Source organism: Nocardia tenerifensis NBRC 101015 (assembly GCF_000308715.1).
GTDB classification, from domain to species: domain Bacteria; phylum Actinomycetota; class Actinomycetes; order Mycobacteriales; family Mycobacteriaceae; genus Nocardia; species Nocardia tenerifensis.
The window spans coordinates 1-12653 of the sequence record NZ_BAGH01000219.1 but is presented as its reverse complement, the minus strand read 5'-3'; the positions used below and the strand labels follow the sequence as shown (position 1 = coordinate 12653).

Genomic DNA, 12653 nt, shown 5'->3' with positions numbered 1-12653 from the left:
GGCCCCGGCCGTGGCCACCGTGCGCTCGGCGCTGGCCAGGCAGCGGGCGCTGCGGCTGGTCTACTACTCGGCGAGTCGCGATGTGGTCAGCGAACGTGTCGTCGATCCGATTCGTATCGTTCTCGTGGACAACAACAGCTACCTGCAAGCCTGGTGCCGCCAGGCGGAGGGAGTGCGGCTGTTCCGCTTCGACCGGATCGAGGCCGCCACCGAGCTGGACGAGCCGGCCAGGCCGCCGAGCCACGCGACGGAGGAGTCCGCCGCGCTCGACCTGTTCCAGGACGATCCCGCGGTTCCCTTGGCGCGCTTGCGGATTCACGGCGATTACGCGTGGGTGCTCGACCAGTATCCGATGAACCGGGTCGCGGTGCACCCCGACGGCAGCCTGGAGGCGACCATGCGATTCGCCACCCTGGACTGGATGGCGCGCCTGCTGCTCGGCTTCGGCGCGGGCGTCACCGTCCTCGGGCCGCCGGAGTTGGTGGCCGCGGTGCGCGAGCGCTCCAACGCCGCCCTCGCCGCCTACTCCGAGGCCGGTCTCGCGTGACGAGCCGGGTGCTCGTGGTCGGTGCTGGCAGCGTCGGCGTCTTCGTCGGCGGCAAGCTGGCCGTGGCTGGAGCCGACGTCACCTTCGTCGGCCGGCCGCGGGTGCTCGACGAGATCACCGCCTCCGGCCTGCGACTCACCGACCTCGACGGCGGCGACGACGCGCTGCCCGCGGACCGATTCCACGTGGCCACCGAGCCGGACGACGCGGGCTCGGCCGATCTGGTGCTCGTCGCGGTGAAGTCGGCGGCGACCGCGGACGCGGTGCGCGACCTGGCTGGTAAGGTCCGGCCGGGCACGGTGGTGCTGAGCCTGCAGAACGGCGTCGGCAACGACACCGTGATCCGAGAGGTGCTGCCCAACTGCGTGGTGCTGGCCGGCATGGTGCTGTTCAACGTCGTGCACCACCCCGGCGGCCGGTTCCACCGCGGCACCGAGGGCGGACTCGCCGTCCAGGACGATCCCGGCCTCGCCCCGTTCCTCGGCCTCTTCGAACAGGCCGGGCTCGCGCTGCACCGCCACTCCGATCTGCGCCCCGTGCAGTGGGCCAAACTGCTGCTGAATCTGAACAACCCGATCAACGCGCTGTCCGGTCGCACCCTGCGCGAGCAACTCGCCGACCGCGACTATCGCCGCTGCCTGTCGCTGACCCAACGCGAGGCGCTCGCGGTGATGAACAAGGCGCGCATCGCCCCGGCCCGCCTGACGCCCGTGCCACCGCGGGTGATGGCTACACTGCTCACGGTCCCGGACGGGATCTTCCGGCGCGCCTTCGGCCGGGTGCTCGCCGTCGATCCGATGGCACGCTCGTCCATGGCCGACGATCTGCGACTGGGGCGCAAAACCGAGATCTCTTGGCTCTGTGGGGAGATCGTCGGCCTCGGCGCGATGGTCGGCCTGCCGACCCCGGTGAACCAGCGGCTGATCGAACTGATCGTCGCGGCCGAACAGGGCGACAAACGCACCTGGACCGGCGCGGAACTGCTCGAACAACTGCGGGCCGCGCACGCGAGCGGCCGGTGAGACAACAGAAAAACCAGGCGTGACATCGGGGTGCGCCACCGCCCCCACATGGCCGGACAGTGCGTTCGCGCACGTCGTGCTCCGGTAGCATCGGAACCATCACCAGTCTTGGGAGGTAACAATCATGGGCAGTCTGAGCATCTGGCACTGGCTGATCATTGCGGTCGTTTTCGTGATGTTCTTCGGCGCCAAGCGGATGCCCGACGCGGCCCGCAGCCTGGGCCGGTCGCTGCGCATCTTCAAGAGCGAGGTCAGTCAGATGCAGCACGAGGGCAAGGACTCCGACCACGCGTCGACCCCGCCCGCGCAGCAGCCCGTGCAGCAACTGCCGCCCGCGCAGCCGGCGACCCCGTCGACCACCCAGCAGCCGCAGGCCGAGCCGAAGACGCTCTGAGCGTCCCGCTCGTCCCGGAGTGAGCGAGAACTCACTCCGGATACAGTGCTGTTGCCTCGTGCCTCGGCACTAGCACGCGCTGCCACGTCGCCGGCTTCTCACCCAGGGGCAAACACCCACCATGCGAATCCCGTTCGATCCCCGGCACAGTAAGCGCCGGACCAATCCCGACGGCACCATGTCGTTGGTCGAGCACCTGCAGGAACTGCGCTACCGGCTGCTGGTCTCGATCGCCGCGGTGATCGTCACCACCGTGCTCGGGTTCATCTGGTACGAATACGGATTCCTCGGCATCGACAGCCTCGGCGGCATCCTCCGCGGCCCTTACTGCTCGCTGCCGGACTCTTCGCGCGCCGCGATCAGCCCCGACGGCACCTGCAAGTTGCTGGCGACCGCGCCGTTCGAGCAGTTCACCCTGCGCCTGAAGGTCGGCATGACTGCGGGCATCGTGCTCGCCGCGCCGGTCTGGCTCTATCAGCTGTGGGCGTTCATCACGCCGGGCCTGTACGCGAAGGAGCGCAAGTACGCGGTCGGCTTCGTCTCGGCCGGGTCGGTGCTGTTCGCGACGGGCGCCGCGCTGGCGTACGTGGTTGTCGCCCATGCCTTGAGCTTCCTGCTCACGATCGGCAACAACGTTCAGATCACCGCGCTCAGCGGCTCGCAGTACTTCAGTTTCATCATCCAATTGCTCGTCATCTTCGGCGTCAGCTTCGAAACTCCTTTGCTGATCATCGGTTTGAACCTCATCGGGGTGCTCACCTACGCGCGGCTCAAGGCGTGGCGGCGCGGAATCACGTTCGGGCTCTTCGTCTTCGCGGCCATCGTGACCCCGCAGGACCCGTTCTCCATGCTGGCCCTGGCGTTCGCGCTGACAGTGCTGTTCGAGGTCGCGATCCAGTTCGCCCGGCTCAACGACATCCGCAAGGCCCGGCGGGAGGCCGAGGACCTGGCCGCGCTGTCCGACGAAGAGGCCTCGACGATCACCGGCCCAGACCCGATCGACCCCGCGACCTCGCTGGTGACACCGCCGGATAAAACCGGGCGGTCTATGTCGGACTACTCCGATACCCTCTGACGGTGACACATCACCGGTCGCAGACGGGAGAGCTCGCGAAGTTCTCCACCGAGCTGAAGTTCAGCCTCGACCCCTTTCAGCGCACGGCCTGCGCGGCACTCGAAGACGGCCACAGCGTGCTGGTCTGCGCGCCGACCGGCGCGGGTAAGACCGTCGTCGGCGAGTTCGCCGTGCATCTGGCGCTCGCCGCGGGCGGCAAATGCTTCTACACCACGCCGATCAAGGCACTGTCGAACCAGAAATTCGCCGACCTGACCGAGCGCTACGGCCGCGACAGCGTCGGCCTGCTCACCGGCGACCAGTCGATCAACCCCGGCGCGCCCGTCGTGGTGATGACCACCGAGGTGCTGCGCAACATGCTCTACGCGTCCTCGGACGCGCTGCGCGGGCTGTCGTTCGTGGTGATGGACGAGGTGCACTACCTCGCCGATCGGTTCCGCGGGGCGGTGTGGGAGGAGGTGATCCTGCACCTGCCGCCGGACGTGAAGCTGGTCAGCCTGTCGGCGACGGTCAGCAACGCCGAGGAGTTCGGCGCGTGGATGGAGACCGTGCGCGGCGACACCGCGGTGGTGGTCGACGAGACCAGGCCGGTGCCGCTGTGGCAGCACGTCATGGTCGGGCGGCGGATGTTCGACCTGTTCGACACCGACTCCACGGACCAGAAGGTGCTGGTCGACGAGGATCTCGTGCGGTTCATCCGCCAGCGCGAGGCCGCCGACCGGATGAACAGCTGGGCCCGTCCGCGTAACGGGCGCGGCGGGCCGCGCCGCGACTTCCGCCCGTTGCCGCGCCCCGAGGTGCTGGCCAAGCTGGACGAAGAGGGATTGCTGCCCGCGATCACGTTCATCTTCAGCCGGGCCGGCTGCGACGGCGCGCTGGCGCAGTGCCTTCGATCGCGCCTGGACCTCAGCAATCCCGACGATCGGGACCGGATCGACGACATCATTGAGAAGCACACCGGCGACCTGCCCAAGGCCGACCTCGAGGTGCTCGGCTACTGGGAGTGGCGCACGGCGCTGCACCGCGGGCTGGCCGCGCATCACGCCGGCATGCTGCCCGCGTTCCGGCACACCGTCGAGGAACTGTTCGTCAAGGGCCTGGTGCGGGCCGTATTCGCCACGGAGACACTGGCTCTCGGCATCAACATGCCCGCGCGCACGGTGGTGCTCGAGCGGCTGGTCAAGTACAACGGCGAGTCGCACGCCGAGCTCACCCCGGGCGAGTACACCCAGCTCACCGGCCGGGCCGGGCGGCGCGGCATCGACGTCGAGGGCCACGCGGTCGTGCTGTGGCAGCCGGAGGTGGACACCAGCGCGGTCGCCGGCCTCGCCTCCACCAGGACCTTTCCGCTGCGCAGCTCGTTCAAGCCGGGCTACAACATGTCGATCAACCTGATCGACCGGATGGGCGCGCAGGAGTCGCGCGCGCTGCTCGAGCGTTCGTTCGCGCAGTTCCAGGCGGACCGTTCGGTGGTCGGGCTGGTGCGTGGCATCGAACGCAACGAGTCCCAGCTGCGCAAGCTGCTCGGTCAGCTCGGCGGGCCGGAAGGTGACTTCCTGGAATACATTTCGCTGCGTGAGCGAATCAAGCAGCGGGAGCGGCAGCTCGAGCAGCAGGGGCGTTCCGATCGGCGCGGGGTGGCCGTCGCCGCGCTGACCGCGTTGCGGCGCGGCGACGTGGTGGCGATCCCGTCCGGGAGGCGCGCGGGTCTGGCCGTCATCCTCGAACCCGATACGACGCCGGGTGATCCGCGCCCGCTGGTGCTCACTGAGGACAAGTGGGCTGGACGGGTTTCGGTGGCGGATTTTCCGGTGCCCGCGGAAACCCTGGGACACATGCGGTTACCCCGGCGGGTCGATCACCGGACCGCGCAGGCCCGTCGCGACCTCGCCTCGGCGCTGCGCAGCACCGGCATCTCCGCGCCCGGCCGGGCTCGGCGCGGTAAACGGAACTCGGCGGCCGACGACCGGGAACTGTCCACGCTGCGGCGTACGCTGCGCTCGCATCCGGTGCACACCCGGCCGGATCGGGAGCAGATGTCGCGCCTCGGCGAGCGCTACAACCGGCTGGCCAGGGAGACCGAGACCATGCGCCAGAAGGTTGCCGCGACCACGAACTCGCTGGCCCGCACCTTCGATCGGATCGTCGGGCTGCTCGAGGAGCGCGGGTTCGTGCACGAGTCGGAGGTGACCGCGGACGGGCGCAGGCTCGCGCGGATCTACTCCGAGAGCGACCTGCTCGTCGCCGAGTGCCTGCGACAGGGACTGTGGCGCGGGCTCGGACCCGCCGAGCTGGCCGCCGTGGTCTCCATTCTCGTGTTCGAATCCCGCCAGGAGGGTGGATATCTCGGCGTGACGGGCCCGACCGCGCCGATCCGGCGGGCGATCGGCGAGACCATCCGCGTCTGGAGCGAACTGCGCTCCGACGAGGCACGGCACAAGCTGCCGCCGACTCGGGAACCGGACCTCGGCTTCGTCACCGGCGTGCACAAGTGGGCGCGCGGCGACGGGTTGGCCGAGTCGTTGCTCGCCAGCGGCGATCAGGCCGCGCCGCTGTCGGCGGGCGACTTCGTGCGCTGGTGCAGGCAGGTGATCGATCTGCTCGATCAGATCCACGGCGGGGCCGACGATCCGGAGGTCGCGGCGACCGCCGCGAAGGCGGTGCGGGCGATCAGGCGGGGTGTCGTCGCGGTGGACGCCGCGTAGCGGATTAGATTGTGATTTGATTTCTTTCGCGTACCGACCGTGACGGCGGACTCGCGGGCCGGAGCCGAGCGTAGCGAGGCGAAGGTACGCGTGCGACCGTTCCCACGCGGGGGGCTACCGTGTGTACAACGATGCGAGTGGAGGCAATCAGATGAGCGGCCCGTTTGGACCCAGCGAACCCGGGGAGGGACGCAACGATCCCACCCAGCAGTGGGGTGGACAGCAGGCACCCGGCGGGACAGGACCGACCCCTCAGTGGGGCGGCCAACCGCAGACGCCCGCCTCGGCTCAGCCGACCCAGCAGTGGGGTGACCAGCAGCAGTGGGGTCAGCCGCAGCCACAGCCTCCGCAGCAGCAGTGGGGGCAGCAGCCTCCCCCGCAGTGGGGTCAGCAGCCCGGTCAGCAGAGTCAGCCGCAGTGGCAGCAGGCCCAGCCGCAGGATTGGCAGCAGGGCCAGCAGCAGTGGGGCCAGCCTCCGCAGCAGCAGTGGGGTCAGCCGCCGCAACAGCCGCAGTCGGGCGGCAAGGGCAAGGGCCTGATCATCGGCCTCGTCGTGCTCGGCGTCGTCGTCATCGGCGCGATCGTCGCCCTGGTCCTCGTGCTGACCTCCAAGGACAAGCTCGACCAGTCGGCCGTCCAGGACGGCGTCAAAAAAGGTGCTCACCGACTCCTACGGCATCCAGGACGTCAGCGACGTCAAGTGCCCCGACGGTCCGGAGGTCAAGGTCGACGCCACCTTCACCTGCGACCTCAAGGTGAGCGGTGAGGCGAAGAAGGTGACTATCAAGATCACCAAGGAGGATGGGACCTACGAGGTCGGCCGTCCGAACTAGTCGCTCGCGCGAACTCCGCGGCCGGCCCATTTTTGGTGGGCCGGCCGTTGGTTTTTCGGGGTTAGTCGCTGGCTGTTCCGGGCTGGCTGTTGGTTCGCCGGGGTGGTTGTTGGTTCGCTGGGCAGGTCGGTTGAGCCCTGCGGCCCGTGCTTCTGTGCACCGTCAGCAGGCGGGCCGGTCAACAGCCGCACTCCCTTTTGGTAGACGCACGCGTGTTGTCGCGGCAAGTCGGTGTGCGGGAAACAAGAGAGGGTGCGGGTGAGTGCGGGTTAGGAGGCGCGGGTGGAGAGGGCCTTGATGAGGCGGGTGATCGGGCTTTCGGCGTTGTAGGTGGTGGCCAGTTCGTGGAGGCGGTCGGGGTCGGCGGGGTTGGTGGGGAGGGCGTCGGGGCGGGAGAGGGCTACGTCGGCGTCGCAGACGACGCGCACGACGGGGGCGGCGACCTTCAAATACTCTTCTGCCGCACGGAGTTTGGCGCGGATGCCCTGGGCTAGGTCGGCCTCGGGGTCCTCGACGGCGGCGACGAGCGCCTCCAGCGAGCCGAAGCGGGAGATGAGCATCGACGCGGACTTCTCGCCGATCCCCGCGACGCCCGGCAGTCCGTCGGAGGCGTCGCCACGCAGGGTGGCGAGATCGGCGTAGGCGCGGCCCGCATTCACCAGTGGCACACCGTATTTGGCGGACACCTCGGCCGGACCGAACAGCTCGGCCTTGGCCAGTCCGCGGCCCGCGTAGAGCACCCGCACGGGCGGCTCCGGCGTGTCGCGGACGAGTTGCAGCAGGTCACGGTCGCCGCTGACGACGACCACCTCGTCGGTGGTCTCGCGGGTGGCCAGGGTGCCGAGCACGTCGTCGGCCTCGAGCCCCTCGGCCCCGCCGGTCGCGATGCCGGCCGCCTCGAGCACCTCGAGGATCATGTCGACCTGCGGCGTCAACGTGTCGGGCACCTCCTCGGCCCCCGGCCCCGCGTCCGCGGACGTGTCGAGCCGATGCGCCTTGTACGAGGGCACCAGCTCGACCCGGAACGCGGGCCGCCAATCCAGGTCGAGGCATACCACCAGCCGACTCGGCGCATGCTTGGTGATCAGCGACGCGACCATGTCGGTGAACCCACGCAACGCGTTGACCGACCGCCCGTCCGCCGCGGTGATCTTCTCGGGAATCGCGTGGAAGGCACGGAACCACAAACTCGCCCCGTCCAGGAGCAACAGCGGTCCAGAAGTCGCAGCAGAAGTCACGCGCTGAGGTTACCTCGCCGCCCCGACAAACCGGCCCTACGATGCCATCGCCGGCTGAGCGCGCGGGTGAGCTGCCAACGAATCGACGCATGGCGCTATTGCGTGCAGGCAGCTGAGGGTGGCGCGCGTGGGCGGTCTATAGGTGGGCGCGCGAGCCCGTCGTCCCGGCGGGTCGATTCGAATGCGTGCGCGATGGCGTCGATAGATCGGCTGCGAGGTCATTGCGGCGGGCCGGTTAGGGGGCGCGTGAGGCGGTCGATGGAGTGGCCTGCCATGGTATCGACGGCGAGGCCGAGCACGACGAGCTGGCGGCGTTCGAGCCCGCCACCTCGTCGCCGGGCCGGAACCGCCATGTCAGTGCCTGTTCGACCACGCCGCTGATGTCCCAGCCGAGGCTGAACGGCGGCTTGCCGAGCAGCGGGAACTCGCCGTCGCGCAGGCGCGCCTCCAGGGGGTTGAGCCGGATCGCCGTCACCGAGTTGGCTCTGGGCGGCCCGTTGGTCGATGGCCTGCGCCGCCGAATGCGACTCTGCCGCACGCTCTGTCGGCGTGGTCGGGGACCTGTCGGTGATTTGCGTGTCCGGCTTGCACGTGGACCTCGAGGCGGAGGTTGCAATCGGCGGCATGGCGGCTGAGGTGAGCGTGTGGGCCGGTCGATCGAGCGGCTCGTGAGGCTGTTGTGGTGGGTGGCTGGGGGCGGGCGGTCGATGGAGCGGCCTGCGATGGTGTCGACGGCGAGGTCGAGCACGACGAGCTGGCGGCGTTCGAGCCCGTTGTCACCGAGTTGGCTCTGGGCGGCCCGTTGGTCGAGGGGCCTGTGCCGCCGAATGCGTTTCGGCCGCACGCTCTGTCGGCGTGGTCGGGGACCTGCCGGTGATCTGCCCGGCCGGCACGTCGACCTCGAGGAGGAGGGTGCATCGGCGGCGTGGCGGCTGAGGGTGAGCATGTGGGCCGGTCGATGGAGCGGCGCGCGATGCTGTTGCGGCAGGGCGACCGGGGGCGGGTGTGCTGGCCTGCCGTCAGATGGACGCGCGATGCTGTTGTGGTGGGCGCGGGCTGGGGGTGCGCGTGTGGGGCAGTTGATGGAGCGGCTTGCGTGTGAACTTGTGGCGGGTCGGCTCCGGTACGGGGTCGCCATAACTCGGCGGGGTGTTGCGGCGGGGCAGACCAGGGGTACGTGTGCTGGCCCGCCGTCAGATGGACGCGATGCTGTTGTGGTGGGCGCGGGCTGGGGGTGCGCGTGTGGGGCGGTCGATGGAGCGGCTTGTGTGTGCAGTTGTGGCGGGTCGGCTCGGATGCGGGGTTGCCGATAACTCGGCGTGGTGTTGCGGCCGGGGCGGACCAGCGGGCGTCTGGCCTGCCGACAGGTGGGCGCGCGATGCTGTTGGGACGGGCTGGCTCGGGGGACGTGTGGGGGGCCGGGCGGGTAACGTCGGACGAATGAGCTCGCATACGGATTCCAGGTTCGCGGCGGACATTTATGGTGAGCGGTTGGAGCGGGCGGTGCAGCTGATGCGGGCCGCTCATCTGGACGCTTTGTTGATCACTCCCGGACCCGATCTGCGGTATTTGATCGGGTCGGCGGCCGAGTCCTTCGAGCGGCTGACCTGCCTGGTGATTCCGGCCGACGGCGCGACCCCCTCGGTGGTGATCCCGAAGCTGGAGCTTGCCTCGCTGGAGGCCTCTGCGGCGGGCGAGCTGGGGCTGCAGGTGCTGGACTGGGTGGACGGCACAGATCCGTACGGCGTGGTGAAGTCGGCGCTGCACGTCGGCTCGCGGGTGGCCGTCGCCGACGCGATGCCCGCCCTGCACCTCATCCCACTGGCGCAATCTTTCTCGGGCCTGCCCACCTCGGCGACGCCGGTGCTGCGCGAACTGCGCATGATCAAGGACGTGGCGGAGATCGACGCGCTGCGCCGCGCGGGTGCGGCCATCGACCGCGTGCACGCGCGGATGGGTGAGTTCCTGCGGGTGGGCCGCACCGAGGCCGAGGTCGGCGCGGACATCACCGCCGCGATCGTGGAGGAGGGGCACACCGAGGCCGCGTTCGTCATCGTCGGCAGCGGGCCGCACGGCGCCGACCCGCATCACCACGTCTCCGATCGCCGCATCGGGGCGGGCGACGTCGTGGTCATCGATATCGGCGGGCCCGTCCAGCCCGGCTACTACTCGGACTCGACCCGCACCTACGTCCTCGGCGAGCCTGACCCGAAGGTCGCCGCCCGCTTCGCCGTCCTGGAGCAGGCCCAGGCCGCCTCGGTAGCCGCCGTCCGGCCGGGTGTGACCGCCGAGGCGGTCGACGCCGCCGCTCGAAAGCCGTTGACGGAGGCCGATTTAGGCGAGGCGTTCGTGCACCGCACCGGTCACGGCATCGGCCTGTCCGTCCACGAGGAGCCCTACATCGTCGAGGGCAACGACCTGGTTCTGCAGGAGGGCATGGCCTTCAGCATCGAGCCGGGCATCTACTTCCGCGGCGACTGGGGCGCTCGTATCGAGGACATCGTCGTGGTCACCGCCGACGGTTGTGAGTCCATGAACCAGCGCCCGCACGGGCTGACGGTCCTGTAACCCAATCGAAGAGCAACTTGCCTGTGGCGCAAGACATCCGGCCCCTGCCTCCACTCGGAGCGGGGGTCGTTTGCGTCAGGCCGTCCCGGCTATGGCCGACCGCTGGACAGGCCGGGAACCGCTCTGGCGAAGAAAGGTGCCGTGAATCTCGGGAGGGGTCCCGGCTAGTCGGTAGTATCAAGGACGACTAGCGGCCCCGATCCGGACGGCTCACTTGTCCCGCTCGATCAGGCGCCCACGAACACAGTGCGCGTTCGAGTCTGAGACCGAGGGGGCCTATGCCAAGGGAGAGGCGGCGTCTCTACGGGCTGCGCGCGGTCACCGGATGGCTGCTCGAAGATCTACTCGCCCGGCCGAATCGGGAGAGTCGGAACCTGCCGGTGGTGGTGGCGCTCGGCCCGCGCGGCACCGGCAAGACGGCGCTGCTACACGAGGTGGACTACCGGTGCGGCCGTATTCCGCACGCCTACTTGGACTTCGAGCGCGCCGAGCGTGAACCGCGCGAGGTGCTGGGCGAACTCGCGTTCGAGCTGAGCAAGCACTGGAAGCAGTTCGGCAGGCTGGCTTTTCCGCAGCTGTGGTTGTGCTTGCTCATCGTGGGCAGCGCCCTGCACACCCGGGCCGACAATCGTCGTGAGGCCATCCGGCAACTGCGGGGCATCATATCGAGCGGCCAGCCGATCGAGCGGAACCGCAGTGGCATCCTCGATTTGGTGCGCACGACCGGGACGGTGACGAGCGGACTGCCCGCCTGGGCGGCGCCCGCCGCGGACGGCCTGCTGCGCGGACTCGGCTGGTTCGACCGCCGCAGGCTGCTGCGTAATGTGCCGAGACTGCCTGGCGCGCAGGGCAGTAGCGTGGACGTGTTGATCGACCTGGCCAGGTGGGCGAACGAGGACGGTGCGCGCTCGGAGGTCCCCGACGCCGTCGACGCCATCTTCTTCGAGGCGTTCCTGCACGACCTGCGCCGCGCGTACGCCGGGTTCAACGGGTCGCGACGAACCCTGAACTGCATTGTGCTGCTGGACAATGTGCACACCCCCTCGGGACGGAAGTTTCTGCTCGCCCTGCAGGAAGCGCGTCGCCGCATGCCCGGCGAGCCCGATCCACTGGTGGTGTTCGCGAGCAGCCGCGCGTGGCTACCGCTGTGGAGCGACGGCTGGCGCCGCCCCGGTGCGCACGATGCCGATCGCGCCGGCGCGCGGGAGCATCGCCCCGCCGACGCCCGGCTGCCTCGCCCGCGCACGCCGTCCGACATCGATGCCGATCGGCCCGCCCCCGACGGTCGGAATCCCTGGTATCTGCTCGATCTGAGCCGGCTGACCAGGGAGTCCATCGGTGAGCTCGCCGACGACATCGTGGGGCAGGACATGCACGCCGACCGATGGATCACCGACTTCACCCGAGGACTCACCGCGGGTCATCCGGGCGGAACCGTCGAGGTGCTCACCGCGCTCGCCCGCTTCGACGTCCGTGAGCGCGCGTCCGCCGCCTGCCGAATCTTCGAATCCGATCTCCCACAGCCCCTTTCGGAGTCCGAGCCGACCGAGGCGACGGTGCGCGATCGAGTGTGCGGCCTGCTGCGGGATTTCGGCACCGGGCCCGCACTGCGCGACCTGGTGACCGCGAGCGCCGCGCGGAACGTGGACATGCTTTACCGTCCCGAGGTGCTCGACTCGGCCGTGCCCAACGGCGAACAATTGCTGGAGACACTGCGTAACCAGCTCTGGATCGGCGAAACCCACGACCAGGGGCCCGATTTGGCGATCAACCCCTGGCTCCGTCGAATCCTGTTGCGAGAGTTGACCGATCGACCCGACACCGACCCACGCGACTGGACCAGGACGCACACCCTGTGCCGCGACATCTACCGGCGTGAGAGACAGGACGCCGCCGCGCACTACCACGCGCTGGCGCTGGGCGACCTCGCCGCGGTGGTCAGCTTCCTCGGTCGGCCCTTCGAACCGCAGGGCGCCGAGTTCGACGTGCCCGCCGCGGCGGCCTGGTTGTCCGACCTGGACCTCATCACCTCGGCCCCCAACCGGCTCGACCACGGCACGGCGCCGATCGACCTCGTCGCGGAGCTGGTGCGCGACAACGGACTCGGCCCCGACAACACTCTGGCCTGGCTCGTCGCCTGCCTGTGGATCGCCCACGACCCGCTCGCCGATCCGCAGAGCGCGCTGAACCACACGATCGAGAACGAATTCCGGCAGCTGGCGCGGGGTCGCGGTCGCGGTGCGGGTCTGCTGCACGAGCGGGCGGAGAGAT

At 69.5% G+C, this 12653-nt stretch carries 9 protein-coding genes and 1 pseudogene; 8 read left to right on the top strand and 2 right to left on the bottom strand.

Annotated elements, in window-relative coordinates; genetic code table 11:
* The 6 genes and pseudogenes from ON39_RS18225 to ON39_RS51685 form a co-directional block, all read left to right on the top strand.
* Window positions 1-547, top strand: a 547-nt coding sequence (locus ON39_RS18225; protein ID WP_040735623.1) for a helix-turn-helix transcriptional regulator, incomplete at its 5' end; no start/stop codon positions are given.
* Window positions 544-1569 (top strand): 2-dehydropantoate 2-reductase, encoded by a 1026-nt coding sequence (locus ON39_RS18220; RefSeq protein ID WP_040735620.1) that lies wholly within the window; start codon window positions 544-546, stop codon window positions 1567-1569. The genes ON39_RS18225 and ON39_RS18220, both read left to right, overlap by 4 nt.
* A 124-nt stretch (window positions 1570-1693) precedes the next feature.
* Window positions 1694-1963: a Sec-independent protein translocase subunit TatA gene (tatA, locus tag ON39_RS18215; RefSeq protein ID WP_040735616.1), complete on the top strand. Its 270-nt coding sequence runs from the start codon at window positions 1694-1696 to the stop codon at window positions 1961-1963.
* 121 nt (window positions 1964-2084) lie between these two features.
* Window positions 2085-3038, top strand: a complete 954-nt coding sequence (gene tatC, locus ON39_RS18210; RefSeq protein ID WP_040735614.1) for a twin-arginine translocase subunit TatC — start codon at window positions 2085-2087, stop codon at window positions 3036-3038.
* 2 nt (window positions 3039-3040) lie between these two features.
* Entirely contained in the window at window positions 3041-5743 is a 2703-nt protein-coding gene (locus ON39_RS18205) for a DEAD/DEAH box helicase (RefSeq protein WP_085998214.1), read from the top strand.
* 151 nt (window positions 5744-5894) lie between these two features.
* A pseudogene (locus tag ON39_RS51685) lies at window positions 5895-6576 on the top strand (DUF4333 domain-containing protein).
* Between the two features lie 269 nt (window positions 6577-6845).
* Here the strand turns inward: ON39_RS51685 and ON39_RS18195 are convergent.
* On the bottom strand, window positions 6846-7814 hold the full coding sequence (locus ON39_RS18195) for a 5'-3' exonuclease (RefSeq protein WP_040735610.1): 969 nt from the start codon (window positions 7812-7814) through the stop codon (window positions 6846-6848).
* Between the two features lie 235 nt (window positions 7815-8049).
* Window positions 8050-8289 (bottom strand): alcohol dehydrogenase catalytic domain-containing protein, encoded by a 240-nt coding sequence (locus tag ON39_RS18190; protein ID WP_040735608.1) that lies wholly within the window; start codon window positions 8287-8289, stop codon window positions 8050-8052.
* Between the two features lie 965 nt (window positions 8290-9254).
* Here ON39_RS18190 and ON39_RS18180 point away from each other — a divergent pair.
* Together ON39_RS18180 and ON39_RS18175 are read left to right on the top strand one after the other, a co-directional pair.
* Window positions 9255-10382 (top strand): M24 family metallopeptidase, encoded by a 1128-nt coding sequence (locus tag ON39_RS18180; protein WP_040735604.1) that lies wholly within the window; start codon window positions 9255-9257, stop codon window positions 10380-10382.
* Window positions 10383-10660: 278 nt separating this feature from the next.
* A partial coding sequence (locus ON39_RS18175; protein WP_040735602.1) for a hypothetical protein occupies window positions 10661-12653 on the top strand: 1993 nt, incomplete at its 3' end.

Coding starts and splice junctions, on each gene's coding strand:
- ON39_RS18180 (WP_040735604.1), top strand. CDS start 9,255: ATGAGCTCGCATACGGATTCCAGGTTCGCGGCGGACATTTATGGTGAG.
- tatA (WP_040735616.1), top strand. CDS start 1,694: ATGGGCAGTCTGAGCATCTGGCACTGGCTGATCATTGCGGTCGTTTTC.
- tatC (WP_040735614.1), top strand. CDS start 2,085: ATGCGAATCCCGTTCGATCCCCGGCACAGTAAGCGCCGGACCAATCCC.